Origin of the sequence: Pectinatus frisingensis (genome assembly GCF_015732285.1) — a bacterium.
In the GTDB taxonomy this organism is placed as follows: domain Bacteria; phylum Bacillota; class Negativicutes; order Selenomonadales; family Selenomonadaceae; genus Pectinatus; species Pectinatus frisingensis.
Genome location: NZ_WIQU01000046.1, coordinates 117,531 through 143,432 on the forward strand (window position 1 = coordinate 117,531; position 25,902 = coordinate 143,432).

General features: G+C 40.2%; 22 protein-coding genes. 18 read left to right on the top strand and 4 right to left on the bottom strand.

From position 1 onward, the window contains the following. Positions 1–36: 36 nt before the first annotated feature. From I6751_RS08825 to I6751_RS08855, 7 genes are all read left to right on the top strand, one after another. On the top strand, positions 37–339 hold the full coding sequence (locus I6751_RS08825) for a PTS sugar transporter subunit IIB (protein ID WP_182186332.1): 303 nt from the start codon (positions 37–39) through the stop codon (positions 337–339). Positions 340–356: 17 nt separating this feature from the next. Beyond that, positions 357–671: a PTS lactose/cellobiose transporter subunit IIA gene (locus I6751_RS08830; RefSeq protein ID WP_182186331.1), complete on the top strand. Its 315-nt coding sequence runs from the start codon at positions 357–359 to the stop codon at positions 669–671. Between the two features lie 21 nt (positions 672–692). Continuing rightward, complete coding sequence (locus I6751_RS08835) at positions 693–2,132, top strand: 6-phospho-beta-glucosidase (RefSeq protein ID WP_196591631.1); 1,440 nt, start codon at positions 693–695, stop codon at positions 2,130–2,132. 133 nt (positions 2,133–2,265) lie between these two features. After that, the gene (locus tag I6751_RS08840; RefSeq protein WP_196591632.1) at positions 2,266–3,492 is read left to right on the top strand and encodes an S-layer homology domain-containing protein; all 1,227 of its coding nucleotides are present in this window, start codon (positions 2,266–2,268) and stop codon (positions 3,490–3,492) included. A gap of 423 nt (positions 3,493–3,915) precedes the next feature. Beyond that, complete coding sequence (locus tag I6751_RS08845) at positions 3,916–4,590, top strand: uracil-DNA glycosylase (RefSeq protein ID WP_182186325.1); 675 nt, start codon at positions 3,916–3,918, stop codon at positions 4,588–4,590. Positions 4,591–4,734: 144 nt separating this feature from the next. Next, a complete protein-coding gene (gene trmB, locus I6751_RS08850) occupies positions 4,735–5,388 on the top strand; it encodes a tRNA (guanosine(46)-N7)-methyltransferase TrmB (RefSeq protein WP_196591633.1) in 654 nt (217 codons plus the stop codon). Beyond that, positions 5,385–6,584: an FtsW/RodA/SpoVE family cell cycle protein gene (locus I6751_RS08855; RefSeq protein WP_330998138.1), complete on the top strand. Its 1,200-nt coding sequence runs from the start codon at positions 5,385–5,387 to the stop codon at positions 6,582–6,584. Before trmB ends, I6751_RS08855 begins: the two co-directional genes overlap by 4 nt. A gap of 36 nt (positions 6,585–6,620) precedes the next feature. Here the strand turns inward: I6751_RS08855 and I6751_RS08860 are convergent, their stop codons facing one another. The 3 genes from I6751_RS08860 to dnaG are packed head-to-tail and all read right to left on the bottom strand — an operon-like array spanning position 6,621 to position 10,106. Next, positions 6,621–7,115: an S-adenosylmethionine decarboxylase family protein gene (locus I6751_RS08860; protein ID WP_182186321.1), complete on the bottom strand. Its 495-nt coding sequence runs from the start codon at positions 7,113–7,115 to the stop codon at positions 6,621–6,623. 12 nt (positions 7,116–7,127) lie between these two features. Then, a complete protein-coding gene (gene rpoD / locus I6751_RS08865; RefSeq protein ID WP_196591634.1) occupies positions 7,128–8,264 on the bottom strand; it encodes an RNA polymerase sigma factor RpoD in 1,137 nt (378 codons plus the stop codon). 51 nt (positions 8,265–8,315) lie between these two features. Next, positions 8,316–10,106, bottom strand: coding sequence for a DNA primase (dnaG, locus tag I6751_RS08870; protein ID WP_330998137.1), 1,791 nt, complete (start codon positions 10,104–10,106; stop codon positions 8,316–8,318). 236 nt (positions 10,107–10,342) lie between these two features. On the opposite strand from dnaG, the gene pepD reads away from it, so the two are divergent. The 4 genes from pepD to I6751_RS08890 all read left to right on the top strand — a co-directional run bounded on the left by pepD (position 10,343) and on the right by I6751_RS08890 (position 14,573). Further along, positions 10,343–11,800, top strand: a complete 1,458-nt coding sequence (pepD, locus tag I6751_RS08875; RefSeq protein WP_196591635.1) for a beta-Ala-His dipeptidase — start codon at positions 10,343–10,345, stop codon at positions 11,798–11,800. A gap of 6 nt (positions 11,801–11,806) precedes the next feature. Further along, positions 11,807–12,943, top strand: a complete 1,137-nt coding sequence (locus I6751_RS08880; RefSeq protein WP_196591636.1) for an acyltransferase — start codon at positions 11,807–11,809, stop codon at positions 12,941–12,943. 87 nt (positions 12,944–13,030) lie between these two features. Beyond that, positions 13,031–13,225, top strand: coding sequence for a 50S ribosomal protein L28 (gene rpmB / locus I6751_RS08885; protein WP_182186314.1), 195 nt, complete (start codon positions 13,031–13,033; stop codon positions 13,223–13,225). Between the two features lie 106 nt (positions 13,226–13,331). Continuing rightward, positions 13,332–14,573: a methionine gamma-lyase family protein gene (locus I6751_RS08890; protein WP_196591637.1), complete on the top strand. Its 1,242-nt coding sequence runs from the start codon at positions 13,332–13,334 to the stop codon at positions 14,571–14,573. A 67-nt stretch (positions 14,574–14,640) separates the two neighbouring features. Here the strand turns inward: I6751_RS08890 and I6751_RS08895 are convergent, their stop codons facing one another. Beyond that, positions 14,641–16,266: an SGNH/GDSL hydrolase family protein gene (locus tag I6751_RS08895; protein WP_196591638.1), complete on the bottom strand. Its 1,626-nt coding sequence runs from the start codon at positions 16,264–16,266 to the stop codon at positions 14,641–14,643. Positions 16,267–16,557: 291 nt separating this feature from the next. Between I6751_RS08895 and mfd the strand changes: the two genes are divergently transcribed. From mfd to I6751_RS08930, 7 genes are all read left to right on the top strand, one after another. Beyond that, the gene (mfd, locus tag I6751_RS08900; protein ID WP_196591639.1) at positions 16,558–19,848 is read left to right on the top strand and encodes a transcription-repair coupling factor; all 3,291 of its coding nucleotides are present in this window, start codon (positions 16,558–16,560) and stop codon (positions 19,846–19,848) included. Positions 19,849–19,861: 13 nt separating this feature from the next. Then, positions 19,862–21,310 (top strand): bifunctional methyltransferase/pyrophosphohydrolase YabN, encoded by a 1,449-nt coding sequence (gene yabN / locus I6751_RS08905; RefSeq protein ID WP_196591640.1) that lies wholly within the window; start codon positions 19,862–19,864, stop codon positions 21,308–21,310. A 155-nt stretch (positions 21,311–21,465) separates the two neighbouring features. Beyond that, positions 21,466–21,738 carry an HU family DNA-binding protein gene (locus tag I6751_RS08910; RefSeq protein WP_182186304.1) on the top strand — a complete coding sequence of 91 codons (273 nt, stop codon included), beginning with the start codon at positions 21,466–21,468 and terminating at the stop codon, positions 21,736–21,738. Between the two features lie 61 nt (positions 21,739–21,799). Further along, positions 21,800–22,543, top strand: a complete 744-nt coding sequence (locus tag I6751_RS08915; RefSeq protein ID WP_182186302.1) for an SDR family NAD(P)-dependent oxidoreductase — start codon at positions 21,800–21,802, stop codon at positions 22,541–22,543. A 103-nt stretch (positions 22,544–22,646) separates the two neighbouring features. Further along, positions 22,647–23,735 (top strand): recombinase RecA, encoded by a 1,089-nt coding sequence (gene recA / locus I6751_RS08920; RefSeq protein ID WP_196591641.1) that lies wholly within the window; start codon positions 22,647–22,649, stop codon positions 23,733–23,735. Next, on the top strand, positions 23,719–24,171 hold the full coding sequence (locus I6751_RS08925; RefSeq protein WP_196591642.1) for a regulatory protein RecX: 453 nt from the start codon (positions 23,719–23,721) through the stop codon (positions 24,169–24,171). Before recA ends, I6751_RS08925 begins: the two co-directional genes overlap by 17 nt. A gap of 216 nt (positions 24,172–24,387) precedes the next feature. Beyond that, positions 24,388–25,893, top strand: a complete 1,506-nt coding sequence (locus I6751_RS08930; RefSeq protein WP_196591643.1) for an IMP dehydrogenase — start codon at positions 24,388–24,390, stop codon at positions 25,891–25,893. Positions 25,894–25,902: the final 9 nt, after the last annotated feature.

Sequence of the window (25,902 nt, forward strand, 5' to 3'; positions counted from 1 at the left end):
AAAATAAATGGACGGCTGGAATTGGTGGAGGAATTTATGAAAAAAATAGTATTATTGTGCGCATCAGGTATGTCAACCAGTATGCTGGTAAAAAAAATGCAGACTGCGGCGCAGGAAATGGCATATATTTGTGAAATTGCAGCTTATCCCACTTCGGAAGCAAAAACAAAAGCATCTGATGCGGATTTGATTTTATTGGGACCGCAGGTACGGTTTTCCATGGAAAAGATTAAAGCACAATGTCCCGGTGTGCAAGTGGCGGCAATAGACATGCGTTTATATGGGAAAATGGATGGTAAAGCAGTTATTGAGTTTGCCAAACAGAAGCTGGGTGACTGATCATCGGGAGGTATAAAATGGAAGGATTGGAGTTAATTGCCTTTAATATTATATCGGCAGTAGGAACGGCACGCAGCTGCTATATAGAAGCAATACAAAAGGCTAAAGCAGGTGATTTTAAATCAGCAGAAACACTTATCGGGGAGGGTGACACCGTTTTTAATGAAGGTCATAAATCACATGCTGAACTGCTGCAAGAAGAAGCAAACGGCAGTCGGGGAATTGTTAATTTGCTGCTGTTGCATGCGGAAGATCAGCTTATGAGTGCCGAAGGTTTCAAAATAATTGCATTAGAATTTATCGATGTTTATAAAAAATTCAACAAAAAATAGTTAAGTGGAGGTTATTATTATATGGGATTTTCTAAAGGATTTTTGTGGGGTGGAGCTGTAGCAGCTCATCAACTGGAAGGTGGCTGGCAGGAGGGTGGTAAAGGAGTAAGTGTCGCAGATGTAATGACTGCAGGAAGATACGGTGTACCGCGGGAAATTACTGATGGAGTTGTTGCTGGGAAAAATTATCCTAACCATTCTGGTATTGAATTTTATTACCGGTATAAGGAAGATGTTGCCCTGCTGGCTCAAATGGGATTTAAATGTTTTCGCACCAGTATAGCCTGGACTCGGATATTTCCCAATGGAGATGAACTGGAACCCAACGAAGCAGGTTTAAAATTTTATGATGATTTATTTGATGAATTACACAGATACAATATTGAACCTGTGATAACATTGTCACATTTTGAAATGCCATATAATCTTGTTACTAAATATGGCGGTTGGCGAAATCGCAAAATAATAGAATTTTTTGTGCGCTTTGCGACAGCTGTATTTGAACGATACAAGAATAAAGTAAAATACTGGCTGACCTTTAATGAAATAAATAATCAAAGTGATTTGGATATCCCATTTTTATCATTCACTAATTCCGGTGTGATATATAAACCTGGTGAAAATAAGAAGGCTGTTATGTATCAAGTGGCACATCATGAATTTTTGGCATCGGCATTAGCTGTAATCGAAGGGCATAAAATAAATCCTGAATTCAAGATAGGCTGCATGTTATCAATGCAGCCGGTTTATCCTTACAGCTGCGATCCGGCAGATCAGATAAAACAAATTGAAGAAATGCATAAAAGGTTCTTTTTTGGTGACGTGCAGTGTCGTGGACATTACCCTGCTTATGCGGTTAAGGAATGGAAAAACGAGGGATACGATATAAAGATGCAAGATGGTGATCTTGCTATTTTGGCTCAGGGAATCGTTGATTATTTTTCTTTTAGTTATTATATGAGTTACGCGGTGTCGGCCAATCCTCAGTTAATGAAATCAGTAGGCGGCGGATTTGCCACGGCAGTTGATAATCCATATTTGAAACAATCTGAATGGGGTTGGCAGATAGATCCGGTAGGTTTGCGATACGTTCTCAATCTTTTGTCAGAACGCTATGAATTACCATTAATGATTGTTGAAAATGGTATCGGTATCAATGATGCACGAAATGCAGCCGGGCAATTTGCCGATGATGAGCGTATTGATTATTTCAAAGCCCATATAGAACAAATGAAAAAAGCCGTAGATGAAGATGGGGTTAACCTTTTGGGGTATTGCACCTGGGGACCGATTGATATCGTGTCGGCAGGTACAGGAGAAATGGAAAAACGCTATGGATTTATTTACGTTGATAAAGATAATACAGGACGGGGAACACTTGAGCGGGAAAAGAAAAAATCGTTTTATTGGTATAAAAAAGTAATAAAAAGTAATGGTGAAAATCTTTCCAATGGTGAATGAAATCGGCAGCGGATATTTGTATATATGAAATAACTGCCATAGCATTGATAAGACTGCTTAGGCAAATGAAGGGCAGTTTTATCAATGTATATTGTTTATAAAAAAATGAAAATTCAGAAAGGAAATAAATAATATGAAAAAACAATTAAGTATATTTATGTTATTGGCAGCAGCTGCTGTATTTCCCGGTGGTGTGTCGGCATCAGGCAATGATCAAAACAGCACATGGAATATGGAGGCAGACAGCACCGGTATTTCTCAAAGCGAACAAGAAAATTCTATTGATAAAGCTGATCATGAAAAAATGCAGAAACTCCAAGAGCAATACGAAGTCGAACTGATAAAGATGCAGCAGCTGCGTGCCGAATATGAGAAAGAACTGCAAAAAATGAACGTCAACGATAGTGACTATAATTCATTAAAAGAAAAAGTCGATAAAATTACACTATTTGGTTTTATAAGAGCTAAATATGATAATGATGACAGTGGCAGTATCGGAGCCGGCAATAATAACAAGCATTTTTATATGGATTTAGAAGGCAAGATGAAAGTATCAAAAGATTGGGAAGCACATTTTCAGAGTGAAACACGCAAGGGTTATACAGTCAATCAATCCTGGCGCGGTGATTCCGGTTCCGGCAGCTCCGATCAGGATGGTACTTTCCAGCGTATATGGGTGGAAGGCCATCCGGGAAAATTAGGTGTTACTGTAGGGACAAAATGGTGGGGTTACGGTTTTCAAAATGTTCCCTTTGGACATGCAGCAGATGGTATTCAACTGGATTATGACATAACTAAGGACTGGAATGCCAAAGTATTTTTATTGAGACCGCGCCAAGGAGATCTGGTTACAATGCCATATGGGCAGGATACAACAATAAAAGGGGTTAATTTCACCGGAAAACTAACTCCCAAGCTGGATACAAGCATAACTTTGGCTGGTAATAAAAATTATGATAATAATCAAAAAATGGATAGGATGGGGGCATTTGAACTGCGGTCAAATGTTGCTCCTAATTTAATGCTTACAGGAACCTATGTAAGGACAAATGCGGACGATTACAATACTAGTAAGGAATGCCGCATAGATTATAAAGGCACAAAACTGGATGATATAGGATCTTTTGGAGCATATGCCAGATACATCAACTTTGCTAAATATGGTGATTATTCACATGATGACGAATGGAATTCTCTGCCGTCAGACACGAAGGGCTGGATTGTTGGTGTTAAATATGTACCTTATAAGAATGTTGAATGGGAAACCTTTTATGCCGATCAAAAAAGAAATATAGATACAGGTGACGATCACAATGCAACCAGACATCTTTTCCGTACACAGATAGATTTTCATTTTTAAAAAAATGTGCAATAATATTATTTATTCTGCACGTAAATATTTTAGTTGCCGCCATAAAATATAAATAGAAAAAAGAATGGATTTTATTGATCATTACGATATAATAAAAAAGCTATAATATAATGAATTTATAAATATCAGTAATGGGGCTGCTGCACGTAATTTTTTTCATTCATAAATATGCAATATTCTGCTTCCTTTGTTCGCTTGTAGAAGGGTGGGGAACCGCGCAGCGGTGATGGAGTGCATCCTTATGAGATTAATGTTATTCGTGTGACAGCTCCATTTTTATTGCAAATAATAAAGTATTAATTGCACCAGTGCGCAAAAATGCTTGTTTTACTTGTTACATTAAGCGATTTTATATATAATATATAATGAATATTTAAATAGAAATGGCCTTTGAGGAGTATCAACAAGATTATGCAAATTTTTAAGAATGATTGGGCGGACTATCTCAATGCAGAACTAAAGGAAGATTATTATATAAAATTGCGGGATTTTTTGAAAGATGAATATAGGACCCGAATAATATTTCCCAGTATGTACGATATATTTAATGCATTGCATTATACCAGTTATCATGAATGCAAGGTAGTAATTTTAGGGCAGGATCCTTATCATGGTCCCGGGCAGGCACACGGGCTGAGTTTTTCGGTCAAACCGGGAGTGAAAGCACCACCGTCACTTGTGAATATTTTTAAGGAACTGCATGATGATTTGGGATGTAAGATCCCCAATAATGGCTGCCTGCTTTCCTGGGCCCGGCAGGGAGTGCTCTTATTGAACGCCGTACTGACAGTACGTGAACATCAGGCCAATTCACATAAGGGAATTGGGTGGGAACGTTTTACCGATAAGGTGATTTCATTGTTGAATGAAAGGGAAAAGCCACTTGCCTTCGTTTTATGGGGGGGGCCGGCCAGACGTAAGAAAGCAATGATCACCAATCCACGGCATTTTATTGTTGAATCAGCTCATCCCAGTCCATTATCGGCTTATAATGGCTTTTTCGGCAGTCATCCATTTTCAAAGGTAAATGATTTTTTGACTGATACGGGACAAAAACCGATAAATTGGCAGATACCTGATATTTAAAACAAATATAATTCGTGCCGGAGTATTTGTGCGTTTCCTTGCATTTATCCAAAGGTCGACTTAATATTTGAAAACGGAACAAGATAAAGTTTCAAGACAGGTATTTAATTATCACAATGCGAGTATAATAAAGGAGAGCTTTTTTTGCGGTTACGTAGACGGCCGTGGATAGCGGGAGCTATCGCGGCATATAAGGATTTTGTGTTTCTCAAAGATAGTTTCACTCCGGCAGGTTTAAAAGGTGAGTGGACTAAAATTTTTGGCAATGATGCACCACTGTATGTTGAACTTGGTACCGGCAAGGGGAATTTTATCTGTCAGGCTGCTGCCAGACACCCGGAAATAAATTTTTTGGGAATTGAACTGCAGCAGGATATAATTTATTATGCCGCACGTAAAATAAATGAGGCTGATCTAAAAAATGTGCGATTGGCTGTTTTTGATATAAATGGTATTGATGAATTATTTAATGATGGAGAAGTAAATCGTTTTTACATAAATTTTTGCGATCCGTGGCCGAAAAAACGTCATGCCAAGCGTCGGCTGACTTACATTACATTTTTGGAAAAATATCATAAATTATTAGCGTCATCCGGAGAATTATTCTTTAAAACGGACAACAAGTCATTGTTTGATTTTTCTTTGGAGCAATTTGCATTGGCTGGCTGCGACGTCAGGAACGTCAGCTATGATTTACATGCGCAAGGATGTGCATGTGAAGATTTTGTGACTGAATATGAGCGTAAATTCAGTGGATTCGGTGAAAAAATAAATCGTTGCGAGGTTGTATTTCCGTGAATATAACGGGCAGAGAGCAATCAGTACAAAAGAAAAAATTTTGGATGAATGATATGGAAGCAGTGTTGGTTATTATGGTACTGCTCATAATTATCGGCACAATAAATGTCTTTAGTGCCAGTTTCATAACTGCTGAGATGAATTTTAACAATCCTTATTTTTTCCTTGTCAGACATTTAATAAGCATAGTGGTTGGCGCAGTAGTTTTTCTCTGTGCAGCGAAATTTGATTATCATAAACTGCGGGTTTTTGTGCCATTTCTTATGGTGTTTACCATAGGTGCGTTAATATTAGTACTGATGGCCGGAACTAGTGTAAATGGAGCCAAAAGGTGGATCGGTATTGGTTTTATGCAGTTTCAGCCATCAGAAATAGCTAAGTTAGTCAGTATAATAATGACGGCATCATTTCTGGGGTCAAAGATCGATAATCATAAAGCTATTCCCTTACTCAATCGAACATTTATCATTGCTGTACTCATGGCGACTGCTGTTGAGTTGGAGCCGGATATGGGAACAGCTTTGTTAGTGGCCGGGATTCCCCTGCTGATGCACTTCATTGCCGGGATGAAAATCAAATGGATAGCTTATACGGTATTGGCGGCAGCAGTGTTATTCGGTATATTAGTGACATTGCAGTCTTATCGGTTAGACCGGATTAAGAGCTGGTATGATCCCTGGTCACAGGCACAGGGCTTTGGCTATCAGACAGTTCAGTCTTTGTCAGCTATTGGATCTGGTGGTGTGTTTGGCATGGGATTGGGAAGAGGCGTGAGCAAATATTCCTATTTACCGGAAGCGCATACTGATTTTGCTTTTGCTGTTTTTTCTCAAGAAAATGGTCTGTTTGCTGTATTGTTTGTTTTTGGTTTGTATGTGGCATTGGCGGCGTATTGCGGTAAAATAGCCAGACGAGCCGGCGAAGGGTTTGGAAAAATGCTGGCCTGCGGTATTATGCTGTTGATTGTCGGCCAGGCAGCAGTTAATTTATATATGGTGATTGGTATTTTACCGGTCGTTGGTGTGCCATTGCCTTTTATAAGCTATGGTGGTACATCATTGATATTGAATATGGCTAGTATTGGCGTTTTGATCAACATCGGCAGATATGCCAATGCGGAAACGAAAAGAAGACCGCCGGATGAACAAAATATTGTTATAAAGACGGAACGGCGGAATCTATATCGTCTAAAATAAAAGCAGCTGTGGAATATTTATATTCCACAGCTGCTTCTATTTTTTATTGCCCTTATTTTTGCGGCGTAATTTTTTAACGAAATTGCGACCCGGTAAAAGATGGATAACTCGTACACCTGTATTATGAATACGTCGCAGAGTTGTAATTTTCACCTTTGTATGAGGACGCATATCGGAAATAGTACCAAAATCACCACGACACAGATACGTTATTTTTATTTTATCTGGTTTTATGACTTTGCGCAACGATAAAATAGCTTTTTCTGAAAGAATATTTTGTTCGCAGATAAATAAATCGACAGCGCAATATTTTAAAAGTGGATAAACATGGACTATCAGGTGACCTTCTGATAAAGGTAGAAAAATCATCGAATGATTTCCCTTAAGGTTTTTAATTTCGGTTTGTAAAGGGTGGAAATCGTTATCATCAAGCGCATTTTTTAGAGCAGCTGACAGCAGACTGATATCATTTAATTTTTCAGGTTTACAGTCGTACATGTCAATTACAAGCTGACGTGCTAAAATTTTCACGCAAATACTCCTTTATTCGAGGAAATCTTTTAATTTTTTACTGCGGCTTGGATGACGCAATTTTCTTAGTGCCTTGGCTTCGATTTGCCGAATACGTTCCCGGGTGACACCAAAACTTTGACCCACTTCTTCAAGTGTCCTGGCTCTTCCGTCATCAAGGCCGAACCGCAGCCGCAGAACTTTTTCTTCCCGCGGAGTAAGTGTCTTGAGGACATCTTCAAGCTGTTCTTTGAGCAGAACGAAAGATGCTGCTTCAGCTGGTGCCGGTGCATCATGATCTTCAATAAAATCACCTAAATGCGAGTCTTCTTCTTCACCTATAGGGGTTTCCAAAGAAACAGGCTCCTGAGCGATTTTCATAATTTCACGTACACGTTCTACTGTTACATCCATTTCTTTGGCAATTTCTTCCGGAGTCGGATCGCGTCCCAGGGACTGCAGTAACTGCCGGGAAACACGAATGAGTTTGTTGATGGTTTCGACCATATGGACCGGGATGCGGATGGTACGTGCCTGATCGGCTATGGCACGGGTAATGGCCTGCCGAATCCACCATGTGGCGTAGGTGCTGAACTTATAACCTTTGTTGTAGTCAAATTTTTCAACAGCCTTAATAAGACCTAGATTGCCCTCCTGGATCAGATCCAAAAACAACATGCCGCGGCCGACATAGCGTTTGGCGATACTGACAACGAGACGGAGATTGGCTTCTGCCAGACGTTTTTGCGCATTCATATCACCTTGTTCCATCTGCTTGGCCAGGGCTATTTCTTCATTGGCATTAAGCAAAGGAACTCTGCCGATTTCTTTTAGATACATACGAACCGGGTCGTCGATATTGACACCTTCCGGTATGCTTAGATCAACATCGTCATCACTTTTGTCATCTGAATCTTTTACTTCGATATTATCCGTTTTGCCGGATAATTTTTCATTTGAACCTTCATCGACGATATCAATGCCTTTTTTAGTAAATTTTTCATATAATTCATCTATTTCCTCAGGTGAAAGATCAATATTCTGCAAGGCTTCCATTACTTCGCCATATGTTAGTACGCCGCCTTTTTTCTTTCCCTTGGAAAGTAGGTCTTTTATGAAGTCGGCACTTTGCGAGATAGCGGTAGATGTATGTTTAGTTGCTGATTGCATTTACCTGCCTCCTCTCCGATATTATAAGATATAGAATGATTCGTATAGCACTCAATTAGCTCCATCCATTTCTTTTCTAATTCGCTGAATTTCGATAAGTTCCTGCTGAAATCTGTCATCACCCTTACGTTCCAGTTCATCAGCTTTTAAACTGTGCTTAAGATAACTTTTTTTTAAAAATGACAGATGAATTGATTTTAAATAATCATCTAATAAATTAGATTCAGCATCGTTTTTTTGTTCTACTATACAGCGTGATAATTCTGCATAGGCTTCGTCACTTAGATTTTCTGAGGCAGTAACATTATTCATTATGTGATTCTGTTTAATTTGGTTGTCCATGAACAACAATATGGTGCGATGGGCGGTATCATGAAATTCCTCTGCCGGCACTGCAGCCAAAACATAATCAAGCAAGCCCGGCTCATGCCAGATTTTGTTGATCACATAGCGTTCGGCTTTAGTGGCGGCATCATCAGTTTTATTGGCAAATTGACGACCCGACACTGCTGCAGCCGGCTCAAAGCGATTCTTACTGTGCCGGTATTTTTGCAGTTCATTGCGCATATCTGTTTCATTTATGCCTAATTCCTGGGAGATTTTTATTATGTAGCCATTTGATTCAACCAGGTTATCGACAGAAGCCAGAATCGGCAGTATGAAAGAGACTGCCTTGACCTTACCTTCCAAGGTAGTGCAATCTGTCGTCTGCATAATATAATGCAAATGAAAATCAATAAAATTCAAAGAATTAGCTATGAGTTTTTTAAAAGCGGCAGGATCATGTTTACGGATAAATTCATCAGGATCTTTTCCATCTGGAATATGAATTACCCTGGCATTGGCATTGTGCGCCCGGGCTATTGATAATGCCCGGATAGTTGCCGTCTGACCGGCAGAATCACTATCATAGCAAAAATAAATATTCGGTGAATACCGTGCGATTTTTTTGCATTGCTCAGCAGTAAAAGCTGTGCCGAGTGAAGCAACGACATTGTTTATTCCATGGCTCGATAGCGAAATAGCATCCATGTAACCTTCTACGATGATAGCATAATCCTGTTCGCGAATGGCCCGTTTGGCTTCATTAAGTCCAAACAGCAGCTGGCGTTTGTTGAATAATAGTGTTTCAGGTGAGTTGAGATATTTTGGTTCTTCAGCACCGATGACACGTCCGCCAAAACCAACAGTCCTGCTCTTTTCATCTTTAATCGGGATTATAACGCGTTCGCGGAAGCGGTCATAGTAGCCGCCAGATTTTTTTTTCCCGATAAGTCCGATTTTCAGCAGCAGGGATTCGCTGATGCCACGCTTAATGAAGGCTGTAGACAATTTATCCCATCCGGGAGGTGCAAATCCCAAATGGAATTTTTCAATAACTGCATTATCAATACCGCGGTTTTTCAGATAAATCAGACCTGCTTTGCCATAATTAGTTTTTGTCAGACAATTATGGAAAAATGTTTGTGCCATATCGTGAAGCTGATATAAACTATTCAATTCTGTTTCTCGTTTCAAGTCTGCCTCAGACCGTTTCTTGTGAGGAATGGGGATATTGAGACGTTCAGCCTGAAGCTTTATGGCATCACCATAAGAGATATTTTCAATCAATGATAAGAACTTAAATACATTACCTCCCTTATGGCAACCAAAGCAATAAAAAAAACCTTCATCCGGCACTACGGAAAATGACGGAGTATTTTCTCTATGGAAGGGACAACAACCCCAATAATTATGACCGCGTTTTTTTAGCGGAACATAGGAGGCTATTACTTTCAAGATGTCGGATGAAGCAGCGACTTTTTCCACAAAGTCGTTATAAACAGTATTATCAAACATCATGTTCACCCGTATATTGAAATTTAATGAATCAGATAGGTTTAATTCTCTCTTTTTTACAAAAATCCTTCAACAAAATATAATTTTTATTGATAAATATTTTGCAATAATAGTAAATTACTATAATGAATAAGATTCAATAAAATTTTTTAATATCCTTTTTTTATCGCAAATTCGTTGTTTTTTTATATTTAATTTGTTAGGATATAAGTTATAGCATTTATTAGGAGGCATTTTAAGTGGATAAAAATGTTATATTAAAATCAGTTTTGACTGAATTTGAAGGTTTGGCGAAAATTCCCCGGCCATCAGGTCATGAAAAACAGGTGAGTGACTATTTGGCTGCGCGGCTGCGCCGCATGGGGCTTAAAGTGATTCAAGATGAGTATAATAATATTATTGCAGATAAAAAGGCCGCTGCAGGTTTTGAGCATAAACCACTCATACTGCTGCAAGGGCACATGGATATGGTATGTATAGCTGAGGCCGGCGTTGATTATGATCCACTGCACGATTCAATAAAGATACATAATGATGGGAAGTTTTTATCAGCGGCAGGAACAAGCCTTGGAGCTGATGACGGTATGGGAATTGCCATCATACTATATGTTTTGGCACAGGATTTTGTGCATGGACCGCTGAGGGTTATTTTCACCGTTGATGAGGAACAATCGATGACCGGGGCGCGCGGCTTGGATAAAAAATATTTAGACAATGTTAAATATCTGATCAATTGTGATTCGGAAGATTACGATATGGTTACGGTGGGTAGTGCCGGTAATGTGCGGATTGCGATGGAAAAGCAGGTCGTATGGAATAAACCGCAGGGAAATTGCGCACTGCATATTGGCATAAAGCATCTTTTGGGTGGTCATTCCGGTACAGAAATCGGGCGGAATCGCTGTAACGCAATAAAAATATTGGGCTTTATTTTGGAAAACCTGATGGAAAAAAATATTCAATTTTCTTTGGCTGATATGAACGGTGGTACAGCCGATAATGCAATAGCTGCACAGGCATCGGTAAAAATAGTCTGCGATGCGGCAGACAGACCGGCAATTGAGCAGACTTTGTCACAGATGAAACAAGGATTTCAGGAAATATATGGGGCAACAGAAAAAAATGCCGTATTTGTTTTTGAACAGACGGAACTGCCTGATAGGGTAATTGATGGCAAATCTACCGAGGCGCTTATCGCACTTTTGTGCATGGTACACAGCGGCGTGTACGCTATGTCGGAAAAAACAACGCAGCTGCCCAAATTATCATCAAATATCGGGCGTATGAACATTGCGGATGACAAGATAACAGTTCATATATTATCAAGAAGCGCTACTAACGCATCACTTGCTTTTATTAAAACGGCACAGCGGTTATCAGCGGAATGCAGCGGCTTTAAAGCGGTGCTTTCACCCACTTCTCCGGCTTGGAACGGCGATCCTGACAGTAAGCTGGTAAAATTGGCCGGACAGGTATTTACCGAACAAAATGGCCGTCCAATGAAAGTCGAATTTATTCATGGCGGGCTTGAATGCAATTATTTTGCTGATAAAAACAATGTGATAGATATCATATCGATTGGCCCGACTAATATTGATATTCACACACCACAGGAAAGGCTGCAGCTTGATACAGTTGTACCGCAGGTATTATTGGTGCAGACTTTGATTGGACGACTCGCTGCAGAAGGTAAATAAGCCGTAATGGATAAAGCCGGAGCTTTAAAAAAACCGCGGATAAATGCCATCGAGTATATGCGCGGCATATCTATGCTGGGAGTTATTGGTATTCATGTAGGATCACAGTATATTGTAAATGCAGCTGCAAATATCCATTTGGTGGCAGTTTTTGAAATTTTTACAAGATTTTCCGTGCCGATATTTTTTTTCATTTCAGCATTTGGACTTTTTTATAACCTGGATATAAACAAGTCACTTAACTATAAAAATTTTATGAAAAAGCGTGCCAGGACGGTCATCGTTCCTTATGTGGCATGGTCATTGCTGTATGTGGTATTTTATGTTTGGCGTTACCATGCTTTTTCCCTTCTCAATCCACTACAGCTGCTCAGTATGCTGTTTTTTGGCACGGCTTGTTATCAATTGTATTTTATGGTGATACTGATCTGGTTTTATCTGCTTATGCCACTGTGGGAATACATGGTGAAACATAGCAGCTGTATTAATTTGACAGTGCTGCTGGTGCTGCAGATAGCATTTGACTATTATTCAAGTTTTGTTATGAATCCATATGGAATTGCCAATCCGGTACTGCGGGATTTATTGGTTTACCGACTGAATTATTGGGTAATGCATTATATATTCATATTTGTTTTGGGCGGTTATCTGGCAGTCCATTACGATGATTTTAAAATATTTATGAAACATTATCGCCTGTCGATCGCAGCATTTTTCTTTGTGTCATTATTAGGTCTGCTGGCATATTATTACTACTGTCTGTTCATAGAAAATTATACTGTTTTGGAGGCTATTAACACGGCCCATCAATTGTCACCGGCAGGAGTGTTTTATACGATCGGGGCCAGTATATTTTTGTTTAGTGAGTTTTATAATTGTAAGTTACCGCGGCTATTAGAAAAGGCTTTTTCTCTATTGGGACGTCATTCATATTTTGCCTATTTGTGCCATCCGGTTTTTATTGCCTTGCTGGCAGCTGTTATGGTTAAATTGAATATGGTAATGACGGCTTATAACAGTATAGCATTCTATTTGGGCACAGTCGTTTTGTCTGTTATCGCAGCGGCCGTTTGCCGATATTTTTCACAAAAATATTGGCCGATTTTAAATGAATTGACCATTGGTGTGTATGCAAAACGATAAATAAATATTGCTTTTTTATTGAATTTATGATATATTATTTTTACTGTGTTTTGACTAACTTGTGATAATTAAGGAGGCGTATTATAGATGGCAAGTGTTTGTGAAATTTGTGGTAAAGGTGAAATGGCAGGTATGAATGTCAGCCATTCTCATTTGAAAACTAAACGCAAATGGAAACCTAATATTCAACGTGTGCGTGCAGTAGTGGATGGCGAAGTAAAACGCATCAACGTTTGCACTCGTTGCCTGCGCACCAGCAGCAAAGTTCAGCGTGCTAACTAATATACGCGCTCTTACGTTTAGCTTGAGCCCTTATCCAGCAGGATAGGGGCTTTTTCTATGGGGTGTAAAGTTAAATTGCTATAGTAATGTTGATAAAGGAGAAAATATGTTTTCTGAAAAAATAATCCAGGCTAAAAATACTGCGCTGCAGGAATGTGAAAAGTACTTTGCGGGGCCGGATAATACAGCGCAGCACAACACCTTGAAAATATTAAATGCTATGCGTCAGGTGAAAGTATCGGATGCACATTTTAATACATCGACCGGGTATGCTTATGATGATATCGGACGCGGTAAGTTGGAAGAACTGTATGCGGCTGTATTTAAAACCGAAAAAGCGCTTGTTCGGACTCATTTTGTCTCTGGTACTCATACGTTGTCAACTGTGTTGTTTGGTATTTTGCGGCCTGGTGATGAAATGGCGGCAGTCATGGGCGCACCTTATGATACTATGCGCACCGTTATTGGTTATGAAAAAGCCGCGGCAGGGTCTTTGAAAGAATTTAATATAGGATATCGCCAGGCCGAGCTTACCAAAGACGGACATGTCGATTATGATTCGGTGAAGCGCTGCATCAATGCAAAAACTAAATTGGTTTTAATACAGCGATCACGTGGTTATAGCATGCGGCCGACACTCACGGTGGATGAAATTGGAGCGATATGTGATTTTGTTAAAAGTATAAAACCGGATTGTATTTGTTTTGTTGATAATTGTTATGGAGAATTCATTGAAACCAAAGAACCAACTGAAGTCGGTGCCGATATCATGGGAGGATCTTTGATAAAAAACCCGGGTGGTGGTATTGCTCCTACCGGTGGATATATTGTCGGACGAGAAGATTTGGTAGATTTGGCTTCATATCGATTGACGTCACCTGGTATGGGTGGAGAACTCGGGGCGTCACTTGCCAATAATCGACTGTTATTCCAAGGCTTTTTTCTAGCTCCGCATGTAGTGGCTCAAGCAGTGAAAAGTGCTGTTTTTGCCGCAGCATTTTTTGCCCGCCTTGGTTATATTACGACACCGCGGCCAAATGATAAGCGTGGTGATATAATTCAGGCAATAGAATTGAAAACCAAAGAAAAATTAATTGCTTTTTGTCGCGGTATACAAAAATATTCACCGGTGGATTCATTTGCTACACCTGAACCCTGGGATATGCCGGGATATGCTGATCAGGTGATAATGGCAGCAGGAACATTTGTACAGGGAGCTTCTATTGAACTAAGTGCTGATGGACCGATGCGTGAACCATATAGTGTTTACATGCAGGGAGCACTTACTTTTGAACATGGAATAATTGCTGCTATGGGAGCGGCTCAGGAACTGGAAAATCTGGGTTAAAAATAAAGCCGCTGACTAATTTTGCCAATGATGGCACATAGTCAGCGGCTTTTATGGCAAGAAACTGCTAAGGAGTCGATTCAGACCAAATAAATAAGTTTTTGTGCTGATTTACTACTGTTCCCATTATTTGTTTACCGAGTAAATCAGGATGAAGGCCATCCGGGGAATATTTTTCAGATAATTGTCCGGATGAATCAGTAAGGTAAGGCGTCAGATCGATATAATAGGGTAATGTACGGATGTACATATTGACCTGCTGCTGTTTTTCCCACCAGGCAGGATCAGTGGTGACATTGAATGTAGACTGTATATTGGCCGGATTAAGCGGCGGCAGAGTCATGAAAACCGGACGGATATTATTTTGTTCACATTTGATGCGAATAGCGGCAAGATCATCAATTATCATCTGCGCAGAGATGCTTTCATCGCGCAGGCTGTTTGAACCGCACAGTATTAGCAGATTACGCGGTTTAAAAGGAAGGACATCATGGTCAAAACGTTCCAGTGATGTGTGTGATGTGTCACCGCTCCTGCCGAGATTTATTGTAGGAAAGTCCAGATAAGTTTGATAGCTGTATTCGATATTGGCCGGTGAATACGATATATTGCCGCCGCCGTGTGTGATGCTGTCGCCAAAAGTAGCAACATCGACACTGCGTTCGGCTGGTGGTAATATATGCATTTCCTGTGTATCGGACCAGGTCCCGATGGTGTTGTCGGCATCATCAATGCCCCTGACACGCCAATAATATGTACCAGGTTTAATATAAGGCTTGGGATCATAACAGCTGAAAAGATTGTAAACGGTAAGTGCCTCCAGACGATTTCTAGAAGGACTGGTGGTATTTTGTGCTGCCGGTGGATGATCAAGTATTTCCACTTCGTAACGTTTGACATTGAGCAAGGGAATCCAGTGATATACCGGATAGAGCGGTACCTGTGCGTCTGGAAGAGTATCATATGAATCAATCAGTGGCTTTTGTGGGGAAGAAGCATGCTTGTCAACATATATTTGACGGGCATCAGAAAATATGCCAATAGGGTTGCCGTGGACATCAAGTGCCCGTATTCGCCAATAAAGCTTGGGTGAATCCGAATATGGTGAAAGATCAACTTGGCAGCCATGCGTAAAAATTTCGTGCGTGCTGTATAGATGATTACTGGTGGAAAGTTTTGTTCCATTGGGATTATCCGGCAGTCCGGATAATATTTCCAATTCGTATGAAACTGCGTTGGGAACGGTATGCCAGGTTAAAAAGGGCCGCTGGCTGGCAGGACTTTTTTGTGTGTAGTCAGTGAGCAGTATTGGCTTGAGAGGATTGGCAGTGAAACGAGGATTACCGGTCAGTGGTGAAGGTGTACCAATCATGCCGAACATACCATGAGCCTTAATTTGATAGTATACGGGTGTGACCGCAGGAGGAAGTTTGTATTCGTTATCAAAGGAAAAATCTCTCTTTAGCAGATGGTAAGGTGAATCATCGGTAAGGCTGTCGGGATTTTTGGCAAATATATCAATTTCATAATAACAAGGATAGGGGAATCGCTGCCAGCTGATAATAGCAGCGTTTTTAAATTGGATATTCCAAGGAATATTTTTTAGTGCGAGTACATCAGTTTTTTCTGTTAAAAAGATGCAAACCAATGTAAAATATAAAATGATGAAAGCAAATGCTATGAATTTTTTCATGGTACGGCCTCAAATTTGTAATAATTACGGAAAATTAGCTGAGCCAAAATTGGATGATAAAAACAAATATAAAAAACAAACTATAAAAATACATTTTAACACATTTTACCGGTGAAATATATTTTTTACCGAATTTAGCAAAATAATTTATATAGACAGAAAATTGTCTACAGCGCATAAAGTTTACTTGACGATATTTATTTAGCACATTATAATAAAAACCATGCGCCCAGGGACTATCAGGAATATATTTTGGTAGTCCCCTTTTGGTTTGGGCAAGGGGAGACGATTATGAACATCATTTTTGATAAAATTTCAACTGACCCGACAGTGAAAAAAATATTGAGCTCTTATGGCCGGGATAAAGGGCAAAGTTATATATATGGGATATCTGGCACTCAAAAGCATGTGATAGCTGCGGATTGTTATTTGCAAAAACCGAAAATGACAGTTATCATCTGTAGCAGTAATGAAGCTGTTGAAAGCTGGCTGGATGATTTGGCGGGACTTTTGCCCAATGATAAAATTGTTGAATTGCCGGCACTTGACGTGGTAAGTGTTTCGGCTACGGCAAAGAGCATGGAGCTCACAGGAAAACGCATGGAGATATTGGGCCGCCTGACTCATCAGGAAGATCCACTGGTAGTTATTGCTAATGCGGTCTCGACAGTGCAAAAAAATTTATCGAAAGCTGATTTTGACAAATATAGTTTGCAGGTAAAAATTGGGGCCGAAATAGAACGGGAAGATTTGCTGCAAAATTTAGTCAAATTAGGCTATGAATCCATCGAACAGGTGGAGCATATGGGGCAGTTTAGTCAGCGCGGCGGTATTATCGATGTATTTCCAATTAACGCTGCGGAACCATTTCGTATAGAATTTTTTGATAATACAATAGAATCGATCCGGGTTTTTAGTTTAGAGTCACAACGTTCCATAAAAAATATCAGTACAGTGACGATAATGCCGTTAGCACCGACCGGTGAATCAAATGAAAAGGCAATATTTTTGTCATACTTGCCAAAAAATTCTGTCGTATTGATTGATGAACCATTGCGGATTCGTGAGGATATCAGTGCTATGGTTCGGGAAACACCGGAAATAAAAGATGAAATTTTTTCCTGGGACGAGATAGTGGCTGCAGCCAGTAAAAATAATATATTGTATTATTCATTAATGCTGCAAAAAATACCGGCGGCTGAACCGGATGAAATGATAAGCATGACAGTAAAAGCAGTTGCTCCGTTTCAAAAGCAGATCAAGCTGTTGTGCGATGAATTAAATAATTGGCTGGAAGATAAAAATGACATAATAATTGTAATGGATGACGAGCAAAAAGCCGAATATATGCATGACATATTAAATCAGCACAAAATTCCGGCTAATTTTTCACGCTCAGGAAAATTAACTAAGGGATTAGTATGTATTGTGACGGGCAGTTTATCTAATGGATTTGAATTCCCTAACGCACATACAGTGATCATAACGGAAAAAGATATAATGGGGCGTCAGAAAAAACGTTCAATAGCCCGCCCGGCCAATAAGGGAGAAAAAATAACTCATTTCCGCGATATCAATGTTGGTGATTATGTTGTGCATATTAACCATGGTATTGGTAAATATCTTGGGGTAAAAACAATTACCGTTAATGGGATACATCGGGATTACCTTAATATAAAATACGGCGGCGACGATAAATTATTTGTGCCAATTGATCAGGTGCATTTGCTGCAGAAATATATCGGCAGTGAAGGTGATGTACCGCATCTCAGCAAAATGGATGGTATAGCGTGGAATAAAGCTAAAGCAAAGGCAAAAGCCTCAGTTGAAAGAATTGCCAAGGAACTTGTTGAACTTTATGCGTCAAGAAAAAGCAGCAAAGGGTATGCTTTTCCACCGGACACACCGTGGCAGCAAGAATTTGAGGAAGCCTTTCCCTATGAAGAAACACCGGATCAGCTTGCTGCTGTTAAAGAAATAAAAGCTGATATGGAGCAAGAAAAAGTGATGGATCGGCTATTATGCGGTGATGTCGGTTTTGGTAAGACCGAAGTGGCCATGCGGGCAGCTTTTAAAGCAGCTATGGATGGTAAGCAGGTGGCAGTATTGGTACCGACAACAGTATTGGCACAGCAGCATTTTCAAACCTTCAGCGCCAGATTTGAAGGCTTTTTGCCAACAGTCGATGTAATCTGCCGGTTCAGAACTCCTAAAGAACAAAAAAATACTTTGGAAAAATTAGCTGCCGGACAAATTGATATACTTATCGGAACACATAGTATTTTGAATAGTAAAAAAGTTAAATTTAGTAATTTAGGCCTTTTGATAGTTGATGAAGAACAAAGATTTGGTGTCAAACAAAAAGAAAAAATCAAAAAAATGAGTAAAAATATTGACGTTTTGACGCTCAGTGCCACACCTATACCCCGCACATTGCATATGTCTTTGGTCGGCGCACGGGATATGAGTGTGATAGAGACGCCGCCAAAAGAAAGATTTTCCATACAAACTTATGTCATAGAAAATAACGATACAATTATCAGTGATGCGATCCGGCGGGAAATGCGGCGCGGCGGTCAGGTATATTTTATTTATAATCGTGTCGAAAGTATTGACAAAATGTATTTAAAACTGACAGATATGCTGCCTGAAGCCAGAATCAAAGTAGCTCACGGGCAGATGTCTGAAATACTGCTGGAAAAAGCGATGATGGATTTTTACGAGGGAAAGTATGATGTATTGTTGGCTACCAGTATTATTGAAAATGGACTGGATATAGCTAATGCTAATACTATAATTATTTACGATGCTGACAGGTTTGGTTTATCACAGCTATATCAAATGCGCGGCCGGGTGGGACGCTCTAAAAATATGGCATTTGCTTATTTTGTTTATCAAAGGGATAAGGTACTTACTGAAACTGCCGAAAAACGTCTGCAGGCCATAAAGGATTTTGCTGAACTGGGGTCAGGTTTTAAGATAGCTATGCGGGATTTAGAAATACGCGGTGCCGGTAATTTACTTGGAGCTCAGCAGCATGGACATGTTGCCAGTGTCGGTTTTGAAATGTACTGCCGCTTATTGGAAGAAGCCGTTGCACAGCTGGGCAGCGGTAAAAATATAGAAATACAAGAGGAACCGCTGATTGAAATAAAAGTTGATGCTTATATTGATGGTGAATATATAGATGATGCTATGCACAAGATGGAAATATATCAAAGAATTGCTGCTTTGCGCAATGATACTCAGCTGCTTAATCTGAAAGAAGACATGGAAGATCGCTTTGGGAAACTGACACTGCCTGTTGCTAATTTATTGCAGATTGCCGGTATAAAAAATCTGGCTCGTGATATGGGAATAAAATCGATAGTAGAAAAAAATGATCGGGTCGAATTTACTTTGCTGCCTGACCATAAAATAAAGGCTGAAAATTTGCTGCTCATGCGTAAATACTTGGGCGGGCTGATAAAGTTTCAGAACGAACACAATTGTGTGCAGCTTAAATTGACTCAAAAAACATTGGATAATCCACTGGCTATTATTATTCGTACACTCAAGAGAATGGCTGGAATAGCCGCATAAAGAAGGAGAAAAAATGGGAAGCATAAATATAATTGGTCTGGGACCATCAGACGGCGGCTTGATAACAAAAGAAGCGTGGAATTTATTGTCATCAGCTAAACCGCTGCGCTTACGGACAAAGTATCATCCTGCAGTCAGAGCTATCGAAGAAGCCAAAATCAATTTTATATCGTATGACTGCATGTATGAGCAGCAGGAATCATTTGATGCTGTATATGCAAAGATAAGCGAGTCAGTGGTTAATTGTGCAGCAGCAGGAGAAGAAGTGGTTTACGCAGTGCCTGGCAGTCCATTAGTCGCAGAAGAAACCGTTACACTCATTCGTGCGATGGCCGCTAAAAAAAATATAAATATCAAGATTTATCCGGGTATGAGTTTTCTGGAGTTATTATATGCACGATTGGAAGTTGACCCGATAAATGGAATGCTGGTGACTGATGCACTGGCTTTGGGACAGCAGCCGTTTGACACGTCGGTAGGAACTGTTGTAACGCAATTGTATGATGCGCATACGGCATCGGAGGTAAAGCTGACTTTGATGGACAGCCTGCCGGATGATTATGAAGTAATATTACTGCATCGACTGGGATTGGCAGATGAAAAAATAGAACGCATGCCGCTTTATGAAATTGACCGGCATAAAGAAATTGATTACCTGACAAGTTTATATGTGCCAAAACAATCGACTGGGCAGAAAAGTTTTACATTGACACCATTAATGGACATTATAAAAAGATTGCGGGAACCGGGCGGCTGCCCGTGGGATATAGTTCAGACGCATAAATCGCTGCGCCGTAATCTGGTTGAAGAGGTATATGAGGTAATAGAGGCTATTGATATGAATGATCCGACACTTTTATGTGAAGAATTGGGTGATTTATTGATGCAGGTGGTGTTTCATGCCCGGATGGCGGAAGAAACAGGCTTGTTTAGCATGCAGGACGTTGTTGATGGAGTCACGGCCAAATTGGTTCGTCGTCATCCGCATGTCTTCGGTGATGTCACAGTGAAAGATGCCGGCGAGGTTTTAATGAATTGGGAAGCTATCAAACGACAGGAGAAGCAATATAGAAAATCAGTGCTGGACGGGATACCAAAAGATCTGCCTTCCCTTATGAGCGCATATAAACTGCAAAATAAAGCATCTAAGGTTGGGTTTGATTGGCCGGATATTAAACCGGTATGGGAAAAGCTGGCCGAAGAAATAAAAGAGCTGCAGCAGGCAGCAGCCGGCAGCGATAAGTCGGCTGTCGAAGAAGAATTGGGGGATGTTTTGTTTACTGTGGTGAATTTATCACGCTTTTTGCAGGTGGATGCGGAAATGGCGCTATTGACCAGTAGTAAAAAATTTCGTCAACGTTTTTCCTATGTGGAAAAACAGGTAAAAAAAAGTGGCGGAGATTGGAAAAGTTTTTCTCTGGATCAATTAGATGATTTTTGGAATACAGCTAAAAAATTGTAAGTGTGCGATTTAAATTTAGTGGATAAAATGCGGAAAAAGCAGTTTTTTTGTGATGAAAATATAAAATTTTTATAAATTTTGCAGATAAAAAAAGGAAACAGGCAAGTTATAGCGAATTGAAAGTATCGTGATAAAATCAAAAGGAGGTTATATCAGTGAATAAATCCGAATTAGTGGCCAGTGTTGCAGAACAGGCTGGTTTGACAAAAAAAGACGCAGAAAAGGCAGTTAATGCTATTTTTACCAGTGTACAAGATACTTTAGTAAAAGGTGATAAAGTACAGGTGATTGGCTTTGGTACTTTTGAAGTAAGAACTCGCGCTGCCCGTAAAGGTCGTAATCCTCAAACCGGGGCTGCAATCGAAATCCCTGAATCGAAGAATCCTGTATTTAAAGCAGGTAAGGCATTGAAAGATGCTGTAAATTAATTTACCGATTATCTACGGAGCCTGAGATATCTCAGGCTCCGTATTTTTTTAGGAGTATTATATGAAAACTGTAATTATAACAGGCGGCACCTCCGGCATAGGATTGGCGACAGCAAGATTGTATCTGGAAAATGGGGATAGAGTAATAGCTATAGGACGTTCACAGGAAAAATATGAAATGGCTGCCGCCGCATTAAAAAAATTTACTGCCCAATACCATTTTATAGCAGCTGATGTAAAAGAATGCGGACAATGCCGGGAAGCTGTGAGACAGATAGAAAAAAATTTTATACAAGTGGATATTCTGATCAATTCAGCAGGCATGTATCAGGAAAAACCGATTGACGAGGTAGGGGAAGCTGATTTTAATGAAATGATGGGCATTAATATAAAAGGCACATATTTTATGTGTAAATATGTGCTGCCACTATTAAAAAAAAGCAGACAAAACCCGGCTATTGTCAATATATCATCTGATGCCGGCATCAACGGCAACTATTTTTGCACATTGTACTGTGCGGCAAAAGGAGCGGTAACTGTATTCAGTAAAGCTTTAGCTTTAGAATTGGCCGGCTTTAAAATCAGGGTGAATTGTGTATGCCCAGGAGATATTGATACACCGCTGACGCGGGCACAGTTTGCCGGAAATGAGGCCGCAGCCAAAGCTGCGGCTGAACTGTATCCATTGGGACGGATCGGCACGGCACAGGAAGCGGCCGATGTTATTTATTTTCTGGCATCAGAAAAGGCTTCCTTTGTTACAGGTGCAGTTTGGAGTGTAGATGGTGGACTGACTTCGTGTTAAGAATTATTTATGGCTGAATTCACTTTTCTTTATTTTATATTGCTTTTATAGTTTAACTCAGGTATAATCAATCTATAGAAGAGAAAGGCTGGTAGGGTAATTTATGGAAAAAAATCAAGGCTTGGACAAGGAAAAAGCTTTAGAAAATGCGCTGAAACAAATCGAACGTGATTTTGGCAAGGGTGCGATTATGAAGCTGGGGGAAGCCGCCGTGAACATGAATATTGAAGTTATTCATACAGGTAACCTGGCACTTGATCTGGCACTTGGTGTCGGAGGCGTACCGCGTGGCAGGATTGTTGAAATATATGGACCAGAGTCATCCGGTAAGACAACTGTAGCGCTGCATATTATAGCTGAAGCGCAAAAAACAGGTGGCACAGCGGCATTTATTGATGCTGAACATGCGCTGGATCCTGTTTATGCAAAAAGATTAGGTGTTGATATAGATGAGCTGCTTATATCGCAACCTGATAATGGTGAACAAGCTTTGGATATTGCCGATGCCTTAGTGCGCAGCGGGGCAATTGATGTGGTTGTCATCGATTCGGTAGCCGCATTAGTACCAAAGGCTGAAATTGAAGGTGAAATGGGTGATTCACATGTTGGTCTGCAGGCGCGATTGATGTCACAGGCGATGCGTAAGCTGACCGGTTACATTAGTAAATCACGTACGACAGCAATATTTATCAACCAGATACGTGAAAAGGTCGGGGTAATGTTTGGCAGCCCGGAAACAACTACCGGCGGACGCGCCTTAAAGTTTTATGCAACTATTCGCCTTGATGTACGTAAGATCGACACAATAAAACAAGGCAATGACATAGTCGGAAATCGCACCCGCATCAAAGTTGTGAAGAATAAAGTAGCACCGCCGTTCAAACAGGCTGAATTTGACATTATGTATGGCGAGGGAATTTCGCGTGAGGGTAATGTCATTGACCTGGGAACCAATCTGGAGATTGTTGATAAAAGCGGTACGTGGTACTCGTATGAAGGAACAAGGCTGGGACAAGGCAAGGAAAATGCCAAGCTGTTCCTGAAGGAAAATCCGCAAATGTGTCAGGAAATAGAAGATAAGATAAGGGCAAAAGTAATGCAGCCGGCAGAATCGGAAACAGCAGGAAAAAATGTACAGGGAAAGGTAGCTGAAACAACGGCCAAGGCGGCAGCGGATGACAGTAAAAAGTAATAAATCGGCGCTGGTGAAAGCAGTGGACTATTTATCAGTGCATGACTATTCTGTAAAATGTCTGCGTGACAAGCTGCATCGCTGTGGTTATGAAAAAGCAGAAATTGATGCTGCTTTGGGGAAATTATTGCAGAAAGGTTATTTGAATGATGCGGCTTTGTGCAAGAGTATGAGCCGGGTTTATATCGTGGCAGGCCGTTACAGTGTTTTGGAAATTAAATATAAACTGCGTTCAAGGGGTTTTTCGTCTGACGTGATAGCCGATTGCCTGGACGGTGACTTGGCTGAATACGAAAAAAAAGCAGCCTGCCGGGCATTAAAAATACATTTCACTAAAAAGCAGGATACCGGTAAATACATGCAATATCTTTATCGAAAAGGTTTTTGCTCAGCAAGTATTGCTTATGCAACAGAAAACTTTACTGCCAGCACATAAATTTATCAAAAAGTGATTATATATGCAGAAATAATACAAAAATATAATGACGCAGGAGATAGAAATTCTTATAGCGTACAGCTGTAAGAAAAATTGGCTCCGATTACAAAACTGCTGTTGTTCACACGGCAGTTTTTTACTATAATGTGTTGACAAGATATAAATAAAGGTACTATTATTTATACTAATCAAATTTAGGTAAAAGGAGAATGTAACGTGGCATATTTTTTTAAGGAACCAGCGCACACTTTTGGCGAATATTTATTAGTTCCCGGTTACTCATCTGATAAGTGTATTCCGGCTAATGTTTCTTTGAAGACACCATTGGTGAAATTCAAAAAGGGAGAAAAGGTAAAGCTGAGCCTGAATATTCCAATGACTTCGGCAATCATGCAGGCTGTATCTGACGATGCAATGGCTATTGCTCTGGCAAAGGAAGGCGGCGTATCATTTATTTATGGTTCGCAGTCAATAGTAAAACAGGCCGGGATGGTAAGCCGGGTAAAAAATTATAAGTCTGGTTTCGTAAGCAGTGATTCCAATATTAAGCCCACTACGTCACTGGGAGAAATATTGGAACTAAAAGATGAAACGGGACATTCGACAATGGCTGTTACTGAAGACGGTACGGCTAATGGAAAGCTGGTAGGGATAGTTACCAGTCGTGATTATCGCATAACCCGGATGCCTATGAATACAAAAGCTGCGGAATTTATGACACCGTTTGATAAACTTGTCTATGCCAATGCCGAAACAACGACGCTGTCCTCTGCCAATGATATGATCTGGGACAACAAATTGAATATGCTGCCGCTCGTGGATAAAAATCAACGTTTGCGCTATATGGTCTTTCGTAAGGACTATACTGACAACAAGGAAAATAAAAATGAACTCATTGATGATAAAAAGAGATATCTTGTCGGTGCGGGGATAAATACCAGGGATTATGCGGAACGTGTACCGGCATTGTTAAAGGCCGGTGCGGATGTGCTGTGTATTGATTCCTCCGAGGGATTTAGTGAATGGCAAAAGATAACTTTGCAATACATTCATGAACATTTCGGTGAAGATGTTAAAGTTGGGGCCGGTAATGTCGTTGATGCAGAAGGATTTCGCTTTTTAGCTGATGCCGGTGCTGATTTTGTTAAAGTGGGTATTGGTGGCGGTTCAATCTGTATCACACGTGAAACAAAGGGGATTGGACGCGGACAGGCAACAGCGGTAATTGACGTTGCCCACGCCCGTGACGAATACTATAAGGAAACCGGTGTCTATATACCGATTTGTTCTGACGGTGGTATTGTCCATGATTATCATATGGGTATGGCCTTGGCAATGGGAGCGGATTTTATGATGCTGGGAAGATATTTCTCGCGGTTTGATGAAAGCCCGACTAACAAGGTGCGGATAAATGGAACGTATTATAAAGAATATTGGGGCGAAGGTTCCAATCGGGCCCGCAACTGGCAGCGTTATGATATGGGTGGCGATAAGAAACTGTCATTTGAGGAAGGCGTTGATTCATATGTACCATATGCCGGCTCTCTGAAAGATAATGTTGATTTGACTTTAAGTAAATTACGCTCGACGATGTGCAACTGTGGAGCTTTGAATATCAAGGAATTCCAAACAAAAGCAAAATTGACACTGGTATCCTCAACAAGTATTGTTGAAGGCGGTGCCCATGATGTTATTTTGAAAGACAAATTTTCTCATGAATGATATGCAGAT

Coding starts and splice junctions, on each gene's coding strand:
- I6751_RS08925 (WP_196591642.1), top strand. CDS start 23,719: ATGACAGTAAAAAGTAATAAATCGGCGCTGGTGAAAGCAGTGGACTAT.
- rpoD (WP_196591634.1), bottom strand. CDS start 8,264: ATGCAATCAGCAACTAAACATACATCTACCGCTATCTCGCAAAGTGCC.
- mfd (WP_196591639.1), top strand. CDS start 16,558: ATGAACATCATTTTTGATAAAATTTCAACTGACCCGACAGTGAAAAAA.
- I6751_RS08825 (WP_182186332.1), top strand. CDS start 37: ATGAAAAAAATAGTATTATTGTGCGCATCAGGTATGTCAACCAGTATG.
- I6751_RS08890 (WP_196591637.1), top strand. CDS start 13,332: ATGTTTTCTGAAAAAATAATCCAGGCTAAAAATACTGCGCTGCAGGAA.
- yabN (WP_196591640.1), top strand. CDS start 19,862: ATGGGAAGCATAAATATAATTGGTCTGGGACCATCAGACGGCGGCTTG.
- I6751_RS08840 (WP_196591632.1), top strand. CDS start 2,266: ATGAAAAAACAATTAAGTATATTTATGTTATTGGCAGCAGCTGCTGTA.
- dnaG (WP_330998137.1), bottom strand. CDS start 10,106: ATGATGTTTGATAATACTGTTTATAACGACTTTGTGGAAAAAGTCGCT.
- I6751_RS08845 (WP_182186325.1), top strand. CDS start 3,916: ATGCAAATTTTTAAGAATGATTGGGCGGACTATCTCAATGCAGAACTA.
- recA (WP_196591641.1), top strand. CDS start 22,647: ATGGAAAAAAATCAAGGCTTGGACAAGGAAAAAGCTTTAGAAAATGCG.
- I6751_RS08915 (WP_182186302.1), top strand. CDS start 21,800: ATGAAAACTGTAATTATAACAGGCGGCACCTCCGGCATAGGATTGGCG.
- rpmB (WP_182186314.1), top strand. CDS start 13,031: ATGGCAAGTGTTTGTGAAATTTGTGGTAAAGGTGAAATGGCAGGTATG.
- I6751_RS08880 (WP_196591636.1), top strand. CDS start 11,807: ATGGATAAAGCCGGAGCTTTAAAAAAACCGCGGATAAATGCCATCGAG.
- I6751_RS08895 (WP_196591638.1), bottom strand. CDS start 16,266: ATGAAAAAATTCATAGCATTTGCTTTCATCATTTTATATTTTACATTG.
- I6751_RS08830 (WP_182186331.1), top strand. CDS start 357: ATGGAAGGATTGGAGTTAATTGCCTTTAATATTATATCGGCAGTAGGA.
- I6751_RS08835 (WP_196591631.1), top strand. CDS start 693: ATGGGATTTTCTAAAGGATTTTTGTGGGGTGGAGCTGTAGCAGCTCAT.